A 17,776-nucleotide genomic window follows, 5' to 3' on the forward strand; every position below is an offset into this window, starting at 1 on the left:
AGGATTATTCACCGGATTCTATCCGCTTTAACATCCGCATGGAGTTTGCAGCAACGTTGCCTTCAATATCCAGCGATATTGCCTTTTTGTAATATTCTTTGGCCTTGTCCAGAGCTCCTGATTTCCAGTAGGCTTCTGCCAGGCTGTCCCAGGCATTCGCAGACTCCGGAAATAACTGAGTATTCATGCTGAAAACATAAATGGCTTCCTCAATCCGATTCCCTTTGAGAAGATCGTAACCAGCTGAATCAAATTCCCCTTCGAAATCAAAGAACCGGTAAGTCGGATCCTGCATCATGCGCACAACTTCGGATTGAAGCTTTTCAACTTCTCCGGATACAAAAAGATTCCGGAAATAATTCATTGGGTCCAGTACAAAATTATCATCAGAAAAGTCCAGGGCGGCCTGTAAAACAGGATCTTCGTTGTTGCGATACTGTTCAAAACTCATGTCTACCGCAATGTGCGGTGTAGTCCAGTCCGCATTCTCCCATTGTGGTTTATCCTGCCACCAGGCAAACGATAAATAGGCATTTATCTGGGTGTTGGGTAATTGTACAGGGCGATTATCCCCGTAGAAGTTTATGTTCTCTCCGGTTGGCTCCCCAACGAATACTGCGTTGGTATAGTTACTCAGCTCATTTACAAGGTTCTGGCAGGCAGAGAATGTACGCCTGCCGATTATGACCATGAACTTGCCTGGTTTATTGATCTTTTCTGATTTGATGATGCCGGTAACTATGGGTTTGTTTTTGTAGTTATTGCCCCCTCCGTTCAGCCTTACATCCAGGATTAGCTTCTCCACATCATTCTTTTCGATGAAATCAAAAACTTCGGCATAAAATGCAGGGATATCCTGTCCTTCCTGATCCTGGATCTGGCTATGCCTTACGTAAACGGTTTTCGAATCCGGGAGATATTCATAGAAATATATCCTGTCCAGGTTTTTTAAATAAAGTGGTGTTTTGCTCAGGTCTCTGGACTCTAACCAGGTTTCACTGGGCACTACCATTCCATAGCGCCTGGGGAAGCGTTCGGCCTTTACTGCCTGTATTGTTTTTTCAAATTGACGTCCTTCTTTTTCCAGTGTAAGGCTAATGTTATTCTTCAACACAGGCATCACTTTCTGGGCATGCAGGAATTCCGGATGGGTCAGGTAGTTAACGAGATAGGCTTTTACAAATTGATCATTCTCAGCAGGAACCACAGGTCTCATCAGTTCCAGCACCTCCGCGATGGGTTTCCCTTCAATTGCAACAACTTTTGCTCCAAGTATGTCCTTATAATCTTTATGGGCCCCCTGGATAAAAATCCCATCATTGAAATTATAAAGAACTACAGGTAATTGATGATAAGGTATAATACCTTCCCAGAATCCAAAAACAGTGTGCCCATATTCTATGGATGATACAATGCGGGCAAATCCAACCATAATCTCATGTTCCTGTAATTGAGGGATTTGTTTATATAAGTTGTTCACAGAGGCATCGAAATCCTCAGCTGTAATTTTCTTAAAAAGAAAGGGGTAGTCCTCGTGGATAGTTTTTTGTAGAAAACGAAGGTCCTCCTGCCATTGCTCAGAGGTAAATTTCGATTGCGCCTGAAGGCTGCAGGCACAAACGAATAACAAACATATCAACAGGGCTTTTAAAGTTGCGGGAAATAAGGATTTCATCAGATCAGATTTTGCTTAATGGATGATTTTGCTTTTATATGACGTGGTTTTAATTTGTTTGTTACTCTTTTATTAAAAAATGCGATTAATAATTCTAAAACAAAGTGCCTGCAAAGTAATATGCCGCTTTTGGCAAACGATGCTTATCTTAGCATAAAAACTGCCTTTGATGCTGATTTGGGCAACCTACCTCCTTCTTATCGGATTTTTTCTGGCCCTGGACCTGGGGATACTCAACAGGCGGGATCATGTTATCCGGTCCCGGGAAGCCGCCTTGTGGACCTCGCTCTGGGTTAGTGTAGCCCTGGCATTTAGTTTTGTCATTCACTGGCTCTTTACCTCTGGATTGATCGATAATCCCACGGAGCTAACACCGGGCAATGCGGTTTTAAAATACATCACCGGATACCTTATAGAACTGTCGCTCAGCATTGATAATGTTTTTGTGATAGCAGTGATTTTCGGAGCTTTTGGCATTCCGCCCAAATACCAGCACCGGGTTCTTTTTTGGGGAATACTTGGGGCCATTTTCTTCCGTGCATTTATGATACTTTTCGGGGTTACCCTAATCAATCATTTCGACTGGATTATTTATGTTTTCGGGATTTTCCTTTTGTACACTGCATACAAGATGCTGAAATCGGATGAAATCAAATACGATCCCGAAAAATCCTTCGTATTCCGGCAAATAAAAAAGATCTATCCGTTAACAACACGGATTGACGGCAACCAGTTTTTCATTAAAAGGATGGGAATTACAGCAGCCACTCCCCTATTTATCGCCCTTATTGTGATAGAACTGACAGACATCCTTTTTGCCCTGGACAGCATTCCTGCTATCCTGGCGATTACTGCAGATCCATTTATTGTATTCAGCTCCAATATTATGGCTATTCTAGGGCTAAGGTCGATGTATTTCCTGATTTCCCGAATGCTGGCCAAGTTCCGTTTTATCAATTACAGCCTGGTAGTGATCCTTGCTTTTGTAGGTATAAAGATGTTGATGTCCCACTATGTTGATTTTCCGGAATGGCTTTCCTTATCGGTAATTGTTGTGTCTCTTTTGTCCGGGGTACTGGCATCCCTCTTTATACCGGAAAAGGATAAAACGGTAGAATAAGTTTATTAATACTTTTATTCAAAAGGATTAATAAATTACCATACAATATTACTTACGTTGTTAATAAAACCATAATATAAATGTTATATAGAATAATATTCATTGCTTTATTTAGCCTCCTTCCAGTTATTTCCTATGGACAATCGAAGCTGATCTTGAAAGAAATCAGCTTTGTGTTCCAATACAAAGATGTCTCCGGAACTGTGGGGGATTTTCGTTCCTCCTCGGAAGTAAACCTTGAAGATCCCAGCACTTCTTATTTTGAAGGGTCTGTTGGAGTAAGCAGCCTGAAAACCGGAAATTTCCTCAGGGACTGGGCTTTAAAAGGGCGTAAGTATTTCAATGAAGATGCATACCCGCGGATCTATTTTAAGAGTGATGAAGTGGAGGATTTAGGGGAAGGAATTCGGGTAAAGGGTCAGCTTACTATTAAGGGCACCACCAACCCCCTTATTATCAATTTTAAGACAACAGAAAGGGGTCTTTCCGGTAAGACCGAGCTTTATACTTCTGACTACGGGATCTTCATCAAAAAAAATCGCGAGGAAAACAAAGTATTAATCAGTATGGTATTTGAGCTGGAATAAAAGGTCAATCCTTCACGCTAAAAATGGTCCTGTATATCTTCTCAACCAGCCAGTTTCCCAAAGGAAAATAGAGCGCAAAGAACAAAGACATAGCAAGACTGAAATTGCGTATCCCAAGCCATTGGTCCAAAATATTACCCGGATAGGCATAGGATGTTTCCAAAAGATAACCCCAAAATTCTAGGAATGCCATAGCCACGAGACCGTAGGCATACTGTTTAAAGAATGGATAGGGCCTCAATACCAGCGAAACAGGCACCATATATAGCAAATAGACCGTTATAACCTGCCACCAGTACGTAAAGCGTGCAATTTCAAGTGTTTTGCCAACCTCATTCATGCCTACACCCCACAGGAAGTAAACGATAAGATAAATGGCTAAAAGGCGCTTATCTGCCTTTAAACGGGATTTTATGCGGGCTAATATAGAACTGTCCGGAGCGCACATCAGGCCTTCCCTTCCAGTTTATTGTTAATTATGGCCAGAGCGTCTGATACGGTCTGCATATTCTCCATGTCCTCGTTTTCCAGGACAATATCATAGGCATCCTCCACATCCAGAATAATATCCACCAGGTTGGCAGAATTGATGTTCAGTTCATTGATAAAATGACTGTCTTCTTTAATGTCCTCCACCGTTACGTCTTCGGGGAGGTAGGGCTTGATTATCTCCTGCAATCGGGTGTAATGTTCTGCTGGCATTGGTATTATGGGTTATATTGACTAAAAATAACACAAGCATTGACATCGCCAAAACCGAAACTTGCTTTTGCAATTATTTTTGGAGGGTAATCCACGCTTTTTGATGGTACTTTTTCGGGATCCACAACTGCTCCTATATCCGGATGAAGGTCTTCACAGTTGATATTCCCATAAATTTGCCGGTCCCTGAATTGCAAAATTGTCCCTACACTTTCCAGGGCACCTCCCGCGGCAAGGCAATGGCCCATATGACCTTTAAACGCATTTACATAAGGAAATTCAGAACCTTTCAATCCAAGAGCAACACTCCAGTTATGAATTTCCACGGGATCCTTGGATGTTGCGGTAAGGTGTCCGTTAATCGCATCAATTTCTTCTGGCATGATAGCAGCATTGCTTACGGTCTTGCTTATACAGCGCTGAACAGCCTTGCTGTTTGGGGCAGTCATGCTGCCTCCATTTCGATGTCCGCCACTATTTACAAATCCTCCAAGTATTTCGGCATAAATCCTGGCACCTCTTGAAAGGGCAGATTCCAGTGATTCCAGTACCAGCGCCCCTGCCCCACTCCCGGGAACAAATCCCGATGCACTAGCGCTCATGGGCCTGCTGGCTTTTTCAGGATCGGTATTGTATTTACGGGGAAGTATTCTCATGGCATCAAATCCACCCCAAACATAAGGTCCGCTATCGCTGGCGCTTCCCACCAGAATGCGTTCGGCTTTGTTGGCCTGGATCCGATCGCAGGCCATCATCAGTCCTTCCGTGCCGGTGGTGCATGCAGAGGAATTGGTTGTTACCTGGTTGCCACATCCCAGTTTTCCACCCAGATAGGCGCTAATGCCACTTGCCATGGTCTGTATGACCGTAGTGCTTCCCAGTCGCCTTACCTGCTGTTCATCTACCTTGTAAATAGCATCCCTGAACTTGTCCACACCAAGTATTCCCGCCCCAAAAATGATACCGCTATCCCAGTCGGGTTCGTCTTTTTCGTCAACCTTCAAACCTGCATCTTTCCAGGCTTCACAACCTGCGATTACACCGTAAACCAGGCCAGTAGCTTTTAAATCCCTAAGCTCTAAAGAAGTGAAGTATTTATTTAATAATTCATCATTAACTATTGGTTTTCCAGCTATTTGACATCCAAAATTTAGATCAGATAAAAGTGGTTGAAAGCGTATTCCGCTTACACCGTTCTGCAAGGCTCCGGCAAAAGTATCCAGGTCATTCCCAATAGGAGAACAAACCCCCATACCCGTGATCACTACCCTTCTACTCATTGCCCTTACAGGTTAACATGCCGGCTATCTCTCCTTTACAAACCAATTGTTCTTTTTCATTGTATAGATAGACTTTGCATTTGAGTTTCTGGAATCGAAAATAGATTTTCTCTGACTTTACAGTAACTGTTTCACCGGGATAAATCGGAAGTAAAAATTCCATACTGGAACTGCTCAGGGCAACCTGTGTGTCTCTAAGGCTGTTATCCTTGCGCATCAGGAATATACCCAGGCAAACCAGGCCTATTTGCGCACAGCATTCAGTCAATAATACCCCAGGGGTTACCGGGAAGGATTTAAAATGTCCTTCATAAAAGTGGAGATCTTCGGAAAACGTATAGCTTCCGGTTACACCATCCTCGTCTACATGCTCAAGGCTGTCCACAAACAGGAAAGGCATGGAATAAGGCAATTGGCTGATGATATACTGATACTCCATAATTATCTCAAACTTTCTCCTCCATCTGCTTTTATTACAGTTCCTGTTATCCAGGCAGCTTCCTTCCTGGAAAGCAGGTAAACTACATTGCCTACATCCTCTGCCCGGGTTATCCTCCTATTGGGGTTGCGCTTCCTTGCCGCCTCAATAAGTTTTTCACTACCCGGGATCATTCGCAATGACGGGGTGTCTGTTACACCAGCCTGAATACAGTTGCATCGGATTCCCAAAGGAGCAAATTCAACTGCCATTTGTCTTACCAGGGATTCCAGGGCTACTTTAGCTGCTGATACCGCTCCATAGCCTTCCCATACTCTGGTATTTCCTTCACTGGTAAACGCAAGTACTCGCGTATCTGAATCTAACAGATCCGCAGCGATCAGGTCCTTTATCCAGTCATAGAGGCTTAACGCCATGGAATTAATGGTTACCTGGAGGTCTGATGTGCTCAGACTATCTCCGGTACCGCCCATAGGCTTTAAGTTGCCCCTGGCTATGCTGTGAACCACTACGCTGATCTTTTGATCACTCCTGAGGCGATCTGCAAGCTTTGCCACCAATTCTTTTCTGTTTACTTCCTGAATAGCGTCCTGATTAAAGCTGATCAGGGGGCATCCTGTAGCTTTAATGGATTCAAAAGCATCCTCAATACCTGGCATATCGGCCCTCCGGTCCCTGTGCACTAATAACAAGCCATAACCCTCGCTGCCCATTTTTTTCGCTGTAGCAAGCCCAAGACCTGAACTCGCCCCAAGGATGAGGCACCAGTTTTTCTTGTTGGAATTTTGATCAGACATATTCAAACTTCAAGACTAATTACCACTCCAGTAGTACCCTTTGGGCAGAGAAACCTGGGCCAAAACTAAGGATCAAGCCCTGGGTGCCGGCATCAGTTTCCTTATTCATAAAGCGTTCCAGCACATAAAGCACGGTAACACTACTCATATTTCCATATAATCGTAAGGTTTCCCGGGTATCATCTATATTTTTTCCCAGCTCCCCGAAAAGAGATTCCACGGTCTGTACGATCTTCCTGCCTCCCGGATGAAAGATCAGGTAATCTATATTTTCTATTTGTGTTTGATATTTTTCCAGAAAGGGGTGGATAATTTCAGGAAAATGATTTGAAATGGTTTCGGGAACTGAAGGGTCCAGAATCATTTTCAGGCCTGTATTGGTGAGATCGAATCCCATTAGATGCGTAGCATCCTTAAAATGGTACATTTCCTCACCCAGTACTTGGGGGCCGTTATCTGTGCTTTCCGAGCTCATGAGGACACAGGCTGCTCCGTCACCGAATATGGCTGCACTGACCATGTTGGCCATGGAAAAATCATTTAATTGAAAGGTGGCGGTGGGACTTTCAACCGCAATAATAGCCGCCCTTTTTCCCGGTTGCGCCCTCAAGAACTGGGAAGCGTAAATAATACCAGAGACTCCGGCTGCACAGCCCATTTCAGTAACGGGAAGCCTGATTACATCTGGCCTCAAACCCATTTCGTTTATAATATAAGCATCCAGTGAAGGTATCATTATACCCGTACAGCTAACAGTTATAATGATGTCAAGGTCTTCCGGGTTCCAGTCGGCTTGCTTTAAAGCTTTCTTCAGGACCTTATTTCCTAATCTTTTGGATTCCCTGGAATAGATTGCGTTCTTTTCCTCAAAGCTGCTAGCAGTAAAGACTTCTTCAATATCCATTATGCCATAGCGTTTATCCACGCCGGCACCTTCAAAAATTTTAATCACCTTTCTCTGAAATCGCTCTTCCTGTCCACTAAGCCATAGTGAAACCACCGGCAGAATTTCTTCCGTTTTACGGGAATAATCCGGAAGTTGCCTGGCAACTGTAACTATTCGGGCTTCACTCATTTTATATACGATCAGCTGGGGCTAATATCAGTAAATAGCGAAAAGCCCACTTCCATTTAATTTCTGGGATAAATGCGGGAACCTGCCTGGAAAACGCCATTAACTCACTACGTTTAAACCCCCTTTTTATGGAGACCAGGCCATCGTGCCTAGCAATTTTTGTTTTAATAAAAATAGCACTAAAGAACTTAAATAAACAATATGCCAGGGGGCTTCTTTGCAAATCGTTCACCACCACTGCTTTACGGGCCATAGCCGCCAGGCTTTTTATAAATTGAGGTATTTGACCAGAGGGTATGTGGTGCAAGGTAAGCGTGCATAAAACAATGTCTGAAGAAAAACCATGGTTAGGATCTTTCATGACATCTGCCGTATGGTAGGTGATTTCAGGAAAATCCCGGCTATTTTCCTGCGCAAGACGTATTGCCATTTCATTAATATCCAGGCCTATAAACTTTACCCTGTATTTCATATTTCTGCATATTACGGCCAGTTGCCTGAGCATTGCTCCATCACCACAACCCACATCCGTAATGCTGTAGTCACGGTCCTGCTCACTCCTGAGGATACTAAAGACAGCCTTCCGGGTTATCCGATCTCCCCCCAAAAGCCTGTTGGCCCTGCTTACATCCCGGAGTACCTTATCCAATATAGCAGAATCCAGGGATAGGTCGTCCATGAGTTCTGCTTCCGTGCTCCTGTTCTTAAATACCATCATACAGCAATGGGCTTACCGTGGGTTTTTTGAATTATTCTGCGGGCAAGTGAAGGAAAGCGGGAAAGTCCAGCCATCAGCGCTCCGGAAATGTTTTCACGAAGTAAAAGGTGCTGAAGCTTTCTCCCCAGACGCATACGTTGTTCAAAGTGCTGTTGCCAGTTTTTTTGGTACTCCTGCTCCAGGGAAACCCTGTCAAAACCTGAAACATTGTAATACCTTATAATGCCCTCTGCAGCCATTTTGGCGCTGTGAATGGCCATAGCCATGCCATTGCCACATAAAGGATGTATCAGTCCTGCAGTATCTCCACAGAAAAGTATGTGATTGGTAACTACGTTCTTTTTTTCAAAGGACACCTGTGCAATGCTTAGCGGACTTTTCCAAAGGGGTTGGGCTTCTTTGAGGAAATCCGAAAGGAAAGGATTCCTGCTCAGCACATTTTGGTTAAATTCCTCAATATTACGGTACTTGCTAAAGTTGCTGTATGAGGCGAGATAACACATGTTGACCGCCCCAGTTTCGGTTTTGGACAACCCGCAATATCCACCTTCAAAATTGTGCAGCGCCACCTGATTGTCAGGGAAATCTGGAAAGGTGTAATGCGCTTTAACGGCCAGCCATGGAGATTTTTGATAAGCAAAGGGGCGTTTAAGGGATTTGTCCAGGTTGCTGCGCTTGCCATAAGCGGCAATAACAAATTGAGAGCGATGTGAGGAACCGTTCGTTCTTTTAACTTCAAACTGACCCCCGAGATAATCCAGTCCGATAGCAGTATCAAAAATAAACCCCACCCCTTCTTCAACACACCTCTGGTATAGTAAATGATCCAGGGCATACCTGCTAATCCCTATACCTCCAAGCGGTAATTGGAAAGAAAAGGAACGCCCTTTTTGCGTACTAAGCACAAAGTGATCAATAAACACCCCTTTGTCAAGCGCTACTCCAAGATCCTTCAGGTAGGGAACCACCTCTCTTGAAACATACTCTCCGCATACCTTATGTCGCGGATATGCTGTTTTTTCTATTACCGTCACCGCTACGCCGTTTAGCGACAATTCCAGAGCCGCAGTTAATCCGGCCAGCCCGCCTCCTAACACTAAGACATTACAATCGCTCACCTGCTCAAGTTAGTACTTTAGAAATAAAAAAACCCGGCTTAAGAGGCCGGGTTTTTATTCAATAGCACGCTACTTATCCTTTGGTATTCTGAATTGCTTCTTCTTTCAGGGCCTCGCTGGCAATGATCCCTAATTCTACCCTTCTGTTCTTTGCCTTTCCTTCTGCAGTGGCATTGTCTGCTTTAGGCTGACTTTCCCCATACCACCTGGTGGTAAATCGATCAGCGGAAATTCCCTGGCTAATCAGGTAGTTGGTCACTGACTCAGCGCGCTGTTGTGACAATTTCATATTGTACTCATCAGATCCGGCACTGTCTGTATGCCCTTCGATCAGTATAACCGATTTGGGATATTCCCTGAATATTTCTGCCAGGCGGTTTAGGGTCTCAGCCGATGTGCCTTTAACGTTGGATTTATTGGTGTCAAAATAGACGCCGGCTTCTTCATTAAAGGTTACGTTAATCCCCTCTCCAACTCGTGTTACTTCAGCCCCTGGGATCTCCTCTTCAATACGTTCTGCCTGACGATCCATCCTATCGCCTATATAACCTCCGGCTACTCCGCCTATGGCACCGCCAATTATGGCACCAAGCACCGTGTTCCCTTTTCCAACATTATTGCCAATTACTCCGCCTATCACAGCCCCTCCGGCTGTTCCTATTACTGCACCTTTTTGCTTGTTATTGGCATTTCTTATAGCTGAGCACCCGGAAAGAAGTGCAGCAACCATGATCAGTATCGAAAATTGTTTTATTGTCATTTTCATCAGTGCTCTTATTTTTTTACAAATTCATAAACAATGGTAATGGGTGAACCATCTACAGATACATTTGAACGAAGTATCATTTCTCCTTCGGTAAGGCTGCTTATTTCGAGGCGATAACCCAGTCCGGAGTCAAGGTCCTTAAATTTTTCATCAATAAATTTAAATTGCAACTGGGATTTATAGTTCTCAGGGCGCTCTACAACCGACCATCGGATAAAGCGATCACCTCCATCACAAAGGCTACCGCTTTTAATGGTGTATCTGCCCGTGCTGTTGTTATCCCTGAAAAACCAATCGCTTCCTTCAAAGCAAACTGCTGTAGCATCATTGAACAGTACCGCATTAAAAGTACCTGTATTGTTCTCGTATTTAATATTTTCAAGTGACCAGGTTCCACTTATGAGGTTTCGCTGGCTCCTTACGGATTTAGTAACTGAGCAGGCGCTCAAAGCAAAGAAGATCGCAAGGTAAAAAAGTGCTTTACTTTTCATATAGCAGGTGAATTGTTTACTGTTGGTATATACGTGAAAATTGATCCTTTGGTTTCCCTGATTGCACAATATTTAAGGATTTTGCTAACAAAAAAACATCTTTCTAGTATGCCAGAAGCTCGTTAAGTGCTATCACAAATCTTTCCTTTGGCAGGAAGTGATTTTCCAGGCTTCTGGCAAAGGGAACCGGGGTTTCCAGGCTTGCCACCCTTCTTACTGGTGCATCCAGGGATTCAAAGCATTGCTCACCCACCAGGGCGGCAATATCGCTGGCTATTCCGCCAAACAAAGTGTCCTCCTGAAGTACAAGCAGTTTTCCGGTTTTACATACGGACTTGTATACGGCCTCCATATCCAAGGGCTGAAGCGTCCGGAGATCCAGCAGGTCTGCCTTAATTTCGGGCTGGTTTTCCAGGGCATCCAAAGCCCAGTGTACCCCAGCTCCATAGGTGACTATGGTAACATCATTACCTTCTTTTAGTAATGAAGCCTTGCCCAAAGGAAGTGTATAATAGTCTTTGGGAACATCTTGATAGATGCTCCTGTAAAGTGCCTTGTGCTCAAAAAACATAACGGGGTTGGGATCCTCGATGGATGTGGCAAGCAATCCTTTGGCATCATAAGGAAACGCCGGGTAAACAACCTTTAACCCTGGTGTTTTCGTAAACCATGCTTCATTTGTCTGGGAATGGAAGGGCCCGGCTCCTACTCCTGCCCCACAGGGCATCCTAATGACTACATCTGCCTTTTCGTTCCATCGATAATGCACCTTGGCGAGATAGTTAACAATAGGGTTAAATCCGCTGCTGACAAAGTCGCCGAATTGCATTTCCATGACCGCTTTCATCCCGTTTAAGGACAACCCCATTGCCGCAGAAACCACAGCCGATTCACAAATGGGGGTGTTACGCACACGCTCCTTGCCAAAAAGTCCGGCAAAGCCATCTGTAATCTTAAATACTCCACCGTATTCTGCAATATCCTGCCCCAGAATTACCAGGTTATCATGCCGCTCCATACACTGCCTTAACCCTTCTGAAATAGCATCTACCAATCGGACATTATGATCATCACCTTTAGGTATAACTTCTTGATATAAATTTTTTTGATAAACATCTCCTAATTCAATACTTTCAGTAAAATCAACTTCCCCTTCTTCAAAGGCAAGTTTCAGGTTATCATCAATTTCGTGTATGTATTCCTTTTTAATAGCTACCTCCTCCTGTTCCAGCAAAAAGCCCTGTTCATGGAGGTAAGCCAGGTAGTTTTGAATAGGATCCTTTTCAGCCCATTCTTCCAGAAGTTTTTTGGGAACGTATTTTGTACCGCTAGCCTCTTCATGCCCCCGCATCCTGAAGGTTTTGAATTCAACCAGTACAGGCCTGGGATCTTTACGCATGCTCTTGCAAAGGGAATTTACCTTCCGGTATACTTCCAGGATATTATTGCCATCAACTATATGTGATTCGATGCCATAACCCACGCCTTTATCAGCGATATGCTCACATCGATACTGTTCGCTTACTGGTGTGGATAGCCCGTAACCATTGTTCTCTACACAAAAAAGAACCGGCAGGTCCCAGACTGCAGCCAGATTAAGTGCCTCATGGAAATCCCCTTCACTGGTTGCCCCTTCCCCGGTAAATACTGCCGTAACCCGTTTTTCCTTTCTCAGTTTATGTGCCAGTGCAATACCATCGGCCACCCCCAACTGTGGCCCCAGATGGGAAATCATACCCACTATACGGTATTCCTGAGTACCAAAATGGAAACTCCTGTCTCGGCCCTTGGTAAAGCCGCTGGCTTTGCCCTGCCATTGAGAAAACAACCTGTTCAATGGGATTCCCCTGCTGGTAAAAACTCCAAGGTTGCGGTGCATGGGAAGAATATATTCATCGTCCATGAGTGCAGAAACAACGCCAACAGCTATTGCTTCCTGCCCCATGCCGCTAAACCATTTGGAAATTTTCCCCTGGCGCAGGAGAATGAGCATTTTCTCCTCTATCATCCTGGATTTCAGCATCCGCCTGAACAATTCCAGCTGCATTTCTACTGAAATGCCCTCACCGTTATATTTCATGTACGATACGCTATCCATATATACCGGATGTAAATGTAACAAAATTGGAATCACCCCTTTCAGGAATCTGTATTCGTACCTCCAATTTTTTTACCTTTGGCTTAATAAAACACAAATAACAATATGAGTGGCATACCCAGTGTGGATTTAAGGGATTTTATCTCCGGGGATGAAGTCAGAAAGCAAAAATTTGTTCGTGAAATTGGAAGGGCATTTGAAGAAATTGGTTTCGTTGCGCTTAGTGGTCATTTCCTTTCGGATGAGCTTGTAGAGGAATTGTACGCTGAAGTCAAGGCCTTTTTTGAATTGCCGCAGGAGACTAAAGATTCTTATGAAATTCCAGGAATAGGCGGACAGCGTGGCTATACTTCTTTCGGAAAAGAGCACGCAAAGGGAAGAAAAGAAGGAGATCTTAAGGAATTCTGGCATTTCGGACAGTACGTAGAGGACAACCCCGAACTGGAGGCAGAATATCCGGCCAATGTACTGGTCGAAGAATTGCCCAGGTTTAATGAAGTAGGCAAAGAGACCTATAAAATGCTTGAAAAAACGGCTCAATATGTCCTGCGTGCCCTCGCGCTTCACCTGGATCTGGAAGAGCAGTATTTTGACGAGTTTATAAAGAACGGAAATTCCATACTAAGGCCCATACATTATCCCCCTATAACTGAGGAACCTAAGAACGCAGTGCGTGCAGCCGCCCATGGAGACATCAATTTGATTACCCTGCTCATGGGTGCCCATGGAAAAGGGTTACAGGTTCAAAATCACGAAGGGCAATGGATCGATGCCATAGCCAAACCAGATCAACTAATGATCAACGTTGGGGATATGCTATCTCGTTTAACGAATAATAAACTCAAGTCCACCATTCACCAGGTAGTCAATCCCCCAAGGGAATTATGGGGTACTTCTCGTTATTCCATACCGTTTTTCATGCACCCTATAAGTGAAATGCCCCTGAATTGCCTTGAAAATTGTATTGATCAGGAACATCCAAAGGGGTTTGAAGATGCCACAGCAGGGGAATATCTCAACGAACGTCTCATTGAACTGGGCTTAATTAAAAAATAGCAGTGGATTTACAGGATCAGCTAAAGAAGCTTTTTCCGGACCATGAACCGGAGAAAACAATGAATGAAAACAATTCCAAAAAACCAGATTTCTGGTTGCAGGATGCTCCAATACTGTGCAAGTATGAAAAACGCAAAGGCAAACCGGTAACGCTACTGGAAGGTTATACTGGTGCAACGGAAGATTTTAAAAAACTGACCGGTCTCCTGAAAAACAAATTACAGGTTGGTGGATCTTTTAAAAACGACATTATACTGATCCAGGGCAACAACCGGGACAGGATTATGGAATTGCTCAAAGAACTGGGTTTTAGCACTAAACGCGTTGGTGGCTGATGTGAAATCTAAATTGTTGAGTTACTGATTTCTAAGTAAATTTTCACTTCTTTTGTTGATATTTTAGCTGTTAAAATGTTTTTGTTTTTTTCGATAAAACGTTACTTTTAAACGTTATAACCTAATCAACACACCTAAATAATGAGTTCCCTACTACATATTACGAACGGTGATAGTTTTACCCAGAGGTTAACGAAACTTAAGTTAAACGGGGATATTATTACCTGGCGGGAAATGCTCTGTGAAGGAAAAACTGAGACTGATGTTGGGAGCGAATCTTTCTGGAAAACACGTTTCGATTTTTTACACAAAAACTATAACGTAAGCAAATCCTGGTTCGTTGAAAAGACCCTCAAGGAATACAGATCTTTATGCAACCACAAACAGCAGGATCAGATAGTTCTCTGGTTTGAATACGACTTGTTTTGCCAGATCAATATGCTTGCAGTCATCAGCTGGCTGAAAAGTCACCGGCGTTATGCAGACATATCCCTTGTCTGCAGTGGCAACGAAGATGAGACTGACAAAATGTACAGTCTTAATGAATTAACGGACGAACAACTGCTTGATCTTTATAAAAATCGCGTTCATTTATCCCAGAACGATATTGAATATGCCGATTATGTATGGCAACTTTATTGCAGTGATAACCCAATCCGTCTGGAAAACCTGATGGATTTTGAGAATTATCAGTATGAATACCTGTCAGATGCCATAAAAGTACACCTCAAAAGGTTCCCTACCATCAAAAATGGCCTGAATGAAATTGAGAACAAGGTACTGGAATTGTCATATAATGAGAAGCCTGCTTCTAAAAAAGCCCTGCTGGGCGCGGTTATGAAAAACCAGGGGTATTACGGTTTTGGGGACAGCCAGTTCCAAAGGGTAATCACAAACCTCAAACCACTGTTCAGCGGATTTAATCCTGTAAAGCTAACCAAAAAGGGAAAGGAAATCCTGGATGGTCAAACCAGCTATTACGCTGAGCTGAGGGACGAATCGGCTTATCTTGGAGGTGCCTTGAAATATAACTTCCTTTATAACACGGAATCTGATCGTATCCTAAAATTGTAGTATGCCCCTGAAGGCTTCTGAATTAATCCTGAACGCCGACCAGAGCATTTACCATCTCAACCTGTTGCCGGAAGACCTGGCTCCTATCGTAATTGTGGTTGGTGATCAGAACCGTGTAGCGCGGGTTTCTCAGCATTTTGATGAAATTGAGGTCCAAAAATCCAGAAGGGAGTTCATCACGCACACAGGCCGCTTAAGAGGAAAACGTATTTCTGTGGTTTCTACAGGAATTGGCACGGACAACATTGATATTGTCCTGAATGAGTTGGATGCTCTTGTGAACATAGACTTCACCACCAAAAGCATTAAAGAGGATATAACTCAATTAGATATAGTTCGGATAGGTACTTCAGGGGCAGTACAGGCAGATATACCCATAGATTCCATGGTTTTAAGCGATTATGCTATTGGATTTGACAATGTGCTGCATTTTTATCACAACAAAGGCCTGGGAAATTCAGAAATTGAAAGGGCTTTCATTACTCACACCCAATGGCCAGCCCACAGGTCCAGACCTTATGTAATTGCTGCCAGTACAGCACTGGCAGACAGCCTTCATTCCCCTGGGGTGATACGTGGCTTTACAGGTACCAATACCGGATTTTATGGTCCTCAGGGTCGCCAATTGCGTTTGAAGCTGGGAGATCCACAGCATAATGAAAAACTCACCTCATTTGATTACAACGGATTAAAACTCACCAATCTGGAAATGGAATCTTCAGCTATATACGGACTTTCCAGGTTAATGGGTCATCGTGCAGCTTCCATGAATTGCATACTTGCCAACAGGGTTACCGGTGAGTTTTCGGCAAATCCTGCAGCTGCTGTTGATCGGTTAATTGAATATACCCTCAGTAAAATAGTCTCCATATGATTGAAGTCCGCATTGCAGGGGTGCCTGAACATTTTAATTTACCCTGGCATATGGCTATAGAAGAAGGCGCCTTTGCCGATAAGGGAATAGATCTGCAGTGGGAAGACGTGCCGGAAGGAACAGGTAGAATGTGCAATATGCTGGCCAATGAACAAACTGACCTGGCTATCACTCTTACTGAAGGTATTGTCAAAAGCATAGCGGAAGGGAATAAGGTTCGGGTTTTACAGGAGTACATCTCCACTCCCCTACTGTGGGGAGTCCACGTAGCCTATAATAGCCCTTTTACAGACCCCTCTGAACTGGAAGGAGGCAAAGTGGCTATCAGCAGGTATGGCAGTGGAAGCCATCTTATGGCTTTTGTGCATGCCAGGGAGAAGGGATGGGATACAGAGGACCTTCAGTTTGAGGTGGTCAACACACTGGACGGCGCAGTCGATTCCTTGCAATCCGGATGGGCAGATTACTTTATGTGGGAACATTTTACCACCAAGCCGCTGGTTGATAATAATACGTTTAGGAGGCTGGAAGATTGTCCTACCCCCTGGCCCTGTTTTGTCATTGCGGTACGACAGTCCTTCCTTAATAAAAACGAGCAGCTGGTGAAGGAAATCCTGAATACAATTAACGGCTACAGCAGGGAATTCAAACAAATACCCAGTATAGACAGGACTCTTGCTAACCGCTACGGGCAACAACTGGACGATATCAGGGAATGGCTTTCCAAAACCAGATGGAGTCAAAAACAATTAGACGTCCTTACAGTTGATAATGTGATAGATACCTTATTTGGTCTTAACTTAATATCTAACAAGATAAAACCAGGAGATATCCTCACCAATTGATCGGTTCATGCCCGTTTTGGCTTAAGATTTCATTGGTTTTACTGAAGTGTTTGTTTCCAAACCAAAGTCCGCGGTTAGCGCTGAGGGGTGATGGGTGCCCCGAAGTTAGAATGTAGTGCCTGCTTTCATCTATCAGGGCAGCTTTCTTTTTGGCAAAACCTCCCCAAAGAAGAAAAACAAGACCCTCCCGTTTTACTGATAATTGCCTGATCACCGCATTGGTAAATACCTCCCAACCTTTGTTCTGGTGGCTTCCCGCCTGTTTTGCACGAACAGTAAGGGTAGCATTCAGTAAAAGGACACCCTGGTCTGCCCAGGGAGTAAGATCCCCGCTTTCAGGGTAAGGCTTGTCCAGGTCTGATTGTATTTCCTTGAATATGTTGATCAATGAAGGGGGATGTGCTACTCCTGCCCTAACAGAGAAGCACAAGCCATGTGCCTGTCCCGGTCCATGGTAGGGGTCCTGACCAATTATAACAACCCTGGTCTTTTCAAATGGACTATGTTCAAATGCATTGAAAATATCTTTACCCCTGGGGTAACAGGTATTTTTCGAGTATTCCTCTTTTACAAAAGCAGCCAATTGAGCAAAATAAGGCTTATCGAACTCTGGTTGCATCTGCTCCTTCCAACTGGGATGTATATCTACGTTCATGAAACTGCTACCTGGGCATGGAAGACAAAAATAACCATTCGTTTTAGCAGGGCAATAAGGAAATTGACACG

At 43.9% G+C, this 17,776-nt stretch carries 20 protein-coding genes; 7 read left to right on the forward strand and 13 right to left on the reverse strand.

The window, feature by feature from the left end; all coding sequences use genetic code 11:
* Positions 1-4 precede the first annotated feature (4 nt).
* Positions 5-1,675, reverse strand: a complete 1,671-nt coding sequence (locus tag OO016_RS08495; protein ID WP_266012424.1) for a S41 family peptidase — start codon at positions 1,673-1,675, stop codon at positions 5-7.
* 169 nt (positions 1,676-1,844) lie between these two features.
* Between OO016_RS08495 and OO016_RS08500 the strand changes: the two genes are divergently transcribed.
* Both OO016_RS08500 and OO016_RS08505 read left to right on the forward strand, forming a co-directional pair.
* Positions 1,845-2,795: a TerC family protein gene (locus OO016_RS08500; protein ID WP_266012425.1), complete on the forward strand. Its 951-nt coding sequence runs from the start codon at positions 1,845-1,847 to the stop codon at positions 2,793-2,795.
* 80 nt (positions 2,796-2,875) lie between these two features.
* Complete coding sequence (locus OO016_RS08505) at positions 2,876-3,382, forward strand: YceI family protein (RefSeq protein WP_266012428.1); 507 nt, start codon at positions 2,876-2,878, stop codon at positions 3,380-3,382.
* Between the two features lie 4 nt (positions 3,383-3,386).
* Here OO016_RS08505 and OO016_RS08510 read toward each other — a convergent pair whose 3' ends face one another.
* The 11 genes from OO016_RS08510 to OO016_RS08560 all read right to left on the reverse strand — a co-directional run bounded on the left by OO016_RS08510 (position 3,387) and on the right by OO016_RS08560 (position 12,848).
* Positions 3,387-3,830 carry a hypothetical protein gene (locus OO016_RS08510; RefSeq protein WP_266012430.1) on the reverse strand — a complete coding sequence of 148 codons (444 nt, stop codon included), beginning with the start codon at positions 3,828-3,830 and terminating at the stop codon, positions 3,387-3,389.
* Positions 3,830-4,084 (reverse strand): acyl carrier protein, encoded by a 255-nt coding sequence (locus tag OO016_RS08515; RefSeq protein ID WP_266012433.1) that lies wholly within the window; start codon positions 4,082-4,084, stop codon positions 3,830-3,832. The genes OO016_RS08510 and OO016_RS08515 overlap by 1 nt, the downstream gene beginning before the upstream one ends.
* A 5-nt stretch (positions 4,085-4,089) precedes the next feature.
* Positions 4,090-5,364 (reverse strand): beta-ketoacyl-[acyl-carrier-protein] synthase family protein, encoded by a 1,275-nt coding sequence (locus OO016_RS08520; RefSeq protein ID WP_266012436.1) that lies wholly within the window; start codon positions 5,362-5,364, stop codon positions 4,090-4,092.
* Positions 5,357-5,803 (reverse strand): 3-hydroxyacyl-ACP dehydratase FabZ family protein, encoded by a 447-nt coding sequence (locus OO016_RS08525; RefSeq protein ID WP_266012439.1) that lies wholly within the window; start codon positions 5,801-5,803, stop codon positions 5,357-5,359. The genes OO016_RS08520 and OO016_RS08525 overlap by 8 nt, the downstream gene beginning before the upstream one ends.
* A gap of 2 nt (positions 5,804-5,805) precedes the next feature.
* Positions 5,806-6,600 carry an SDR family oxidoreductase gene (locus tag OO016_RS08530; RefSeq protein ID WP_266012442.1) on the reverse strand — a complete coding sequence of 265 codons (795 nt, stop codon included), beginning with the start codon at positions 6,598-6,600 and terminating at the stop codon, positions 5,806-5,808.
* A 19-nt stretch (positions 6,601-6,619) separates the two neighbouring features.
* Complete coding sequence (locus tag OO016_RS08535; RefSeq protein ID WP_266012444.1) at positions 6,620-7,675, reverse strand: type III polyketide synthase; 1,056 nt, start codon at positions 7,673-7,675, stop codon at positions 6,620-6,622.
* 1 nt (position 7,676) lies between these two features.
* The gene (locus OO016_RS08540) at positions 7,677-8,393 is read right to left on the reverse strand and encodes a methyltransferase domain-containing protein (protein ID WP_266012448.1); all 717 of its coding nucleotides are present in this window, start codon (positions 8,391-8,393) and stop codon (positions 7,677-7,679) included.
* A complete protein-coding gene (locus OO016_RS08545; protein ID WP_266012450.1) occupies positions 8,390-9,511 on the reverse strand; it encodes an NAD(P)/FAD-dependent oxidoreductase in 1,122 nt (373 codons plus the stop codon). The genes OO016_RS08540 and OO016_RS08545 overlap by 4 nt, the downstream gene beginning before the upstream one ends.
* Before the next feature lie 73 nt (positions 9,512-9,584).
* The gene (locus OO016_RS08550; protein WP_439649317.1) at positions 9,585-10,271 is read right to left on the reverse strand and encodes a YiaD family glycine zipper/OmpA-like lipoprotein; all 687 of its coding nucleotides are present in this window, start codon (positions 10,269-10,271) and stop codon (positions 9,585-9,587) included.
* A gap of 14 nt (positions 10,272-10,285) precedes the next feature.
* Positions 10,286-10,768 (reverse strand): lipocalin-like domain-containing protein, encoded by a 483-nt coding sequence (locus OO016_RS08555; protein WP_266012454.1) that lies wholly within the window; start codon positions 10,766-10,768, stop codon positions 10,286-10,288.
* 103 nt (positions 10,769-10,871) lie between these two features.
* A complete protein-coding gene (locus OO016_RS08560) occupies positions 10,872-12,848 on the reverse strand; it encodes an alpha-ketoacid dehydrogenase subunit alpha/beta (RefSeq protein WP_266012962.1) in 1,977 nt (658 codons plus the stop codon).
* A gap of 123 nt (positions 12,849-12,971) precedes the next feature.
* On the opposite strand from OO016_RS08560, the gene OO016_RS08565 reads away from it, so the two are divergent.
* The 5 genes from OO016_RS08565 (at position 12,972) to OO016_RS08585 (ending at position 17,050) form a co-directional block, all read left to right on the forward strand.
* A complete protein-coding gene (locus OO016_RS08565; RefSeq protein ID WP_266012456.1) occupies positions 12,972-13,922 on the forward strand; it encodes an isopenicillin N synthase family dioxygenase in 951 nt (316 codons plus the stop codon).
* A gap of 2 nt (positions 13,923-13,924) precedes the next feature.
* On the forward strand, positions 13,925-14,257 hold the full coding sequence (locus OO016_RS08570) for a translation initiation factor (protein ID WP_266012458.1): 333 nt from the start codon (positions 13,925-13,927) through the stop codon (positions 14,255-14,257).
* Between the two features lie 141 nt (positions 14,258-14,398).
* Positions 14,399-15,331, forward strand: coding sequence for a DUF1835 domain-containing protein (locus OO016_RS08575; RefSeq protein WP_266012460.1), 933 nt, complete (start codon positions 14,399-14,401; stop codon positions 15,329-15,331).
* A 1-nt stretch (position 15,332) separates the two neighbouring features.
* Positions 15,333-16,205 carry a nucleoside phosphorylase gene (locus tag OO016_RS08580; RefSeq protein ID WP_266012462.1) on the forward strand — a complete coding sequence of 291 codons (873 nt, stop codon included), beginning with the start codon at positions 15,333-15,335 and terminating at the stop codon, positions 16,203-16,205.
* Positions 16,202-17,050, forward strand: coding sequence for a substrate-binding domain-containing protein (locus tag OO016_RS08585; protein WP_266012464.1), 849 nt, complete (start codon positions 16,202-16,204; stop codon positions 17,048-17,050). The genes OO016_RS08580 and OO016_RS08585 overlap by 4 nt, the downstream gene beginning before the upstream one ends.
* On the opposite strand, the gene OO016_RS08590 is transcribed toward OO016_RS08585, so the two are convergent.
* Complete coding sequence (locus OO016_RS08590) at positions 17,040-17,705, reverse strand: uracil-DNA glycosylase (protein WP_266012467.1); 666 nt, start codon at positions 17,703-17,705, stop codon at positions 17,040-17,042. The genes OO016_RS08585 and OO016_RS08590 overlap by 11 nt on opposite strands.
* Positions 17,706-17,776: the final 71 nt, after the last annotated feature.

Origin of the sequence: Lentiprolixibacter aurantiacus (genome assembly GCF_026241225.1) — a bacterium.
Lineage (GTDB): Bacteria > Bacteroidota > Bacteroidia > Flavobacteriales > Flavobacteriaceae > Lentiprolixibacter > Lentiprolixibacter aurantiacus.

Bases quoted from the DNA above. Each gene is read 5' to 3' on its own strand.
- OO016_RS08495 (WP_266012424.1), bottom strand. From the start codon at position 1,675: ATGAAATCCTTATTTCCCGCAACTTTAAAAGCCCTGTTGATATGTTTG.
- OO016_RS08500 (WP_266012425.1), top strand. From the start codon at position 1,845: ATGCTGATTTGGGCAACCTACCTCCTTCTTATCGGATTTTTTCTGGCC.
- OO016_RS08505 (WP_266012428.1), top strand. From the start codon at position 2,876: ATGTTATATAGAATAATATTCATTGCTTTATTTAGCCTCCTTCCAGTT.
- OO016_RS08510 (WP_266012430.1), bottom strand. From the start codon at position 3,830: ATGTGCGCTCCGGACAGTTCTATATTAGCCCGCATAAAATCCCGTTTA.
- OO016_RS08515 (WP_266012433.1), bottom strand. From the start codon at position 4,084: ATGCCAGCAGAACATTACACCCGATTGCAGGAGATAATCAAGCCCTAC.
- OO016_RS08520 (WP_266012436.1), bottom strand. From the start codon at position 5,364: ATGAGTAGAAGGGTAGTGATCACGGGTATGGGGGTTTGTTCTCCTATT.
- OO016_RS08525 (WP_266012439.1), bottom strand. From the start codon at position 5,803: ATGGAGTATCAGTATATCATCAGCCAATTGCCTTATTCCATGCCTTTC.
- OO016_RS08530 (WP_266012442.1), bottom strand. From the start codon at position 6,600: ATGTCTGATCAAAATTCCAACAAGAAAAACTGGTGCCTCATCCTTGGG.
- OO016_RS08535 (WP_266012444.1), bottom strand. From the start codon at position 7,675: ATGAGTGAAGCCCGAATAGTTACAGTTGCCAGGCAACTTCCGGATTAT.
- OO016_RS08540 (WP_266012448.1), bottom strand. From the start codon at position 8,393: ATGATGGTATTTAAGAACAGGAGCACGGAAGCAGAACTCATGGACGAC.
- OO016_RS08550 (WP_439649317.1), bottom strand. From the start codon at position 10,271: ATGACAATAAAACAATTTTCGATACTGATCATGGTTGCTGCACTTCTT.
- OO016_RS08555 (WP_266012454.1), bottom strand. From the start codon at position 10,768: ATGAAAAGTAAAGCACTTTTTTACCTTGCGATCTTCTTTGCTTTGAGC.
- OO016_RS08560 (WP_266012962.1), bottom strand. From the start codon at position 12,848: ATGAAATATAACGGTGAGGGCATTTCAGTAGAAATGCAGCTGGAATTG.
- OO016_RS08565 (WP_266012456.1), top strand. From the start codon at position 12,972: ATGAGTGGCATACCCAGTGTGGATTTAAGGGATTTTATCTCCGGGGAT.
- OO016_RS08575 (WP_266012460.1), top strand. From the start codon at position 14,399: ATGAGTTCCCTACTACATATTACGAACGGTGATAGTTTTACCCAGAGG.
- OO016_RS08580 (WP_266012462.1), top strand. From the start codon at position 15,333: ATGCCCCTGAAGGCTTCTGAATTAATCCTGAACGCCGACCAGAGCATT.
- OO016_RS08585 (WP_266012464.1), top strand. From the start codon at position 16,202: ATGATTGAAGTCCGCATTGCAGGGGTGCCTGAACATTTTAATTTACCC.
- OO016_RS08590 (WP_266012467.1), bottom strand. From the start codon at position 17,705: ATGAACGTAGATATACATCCCAGTTGGAAGGAGCAGATGCAACCAGAG.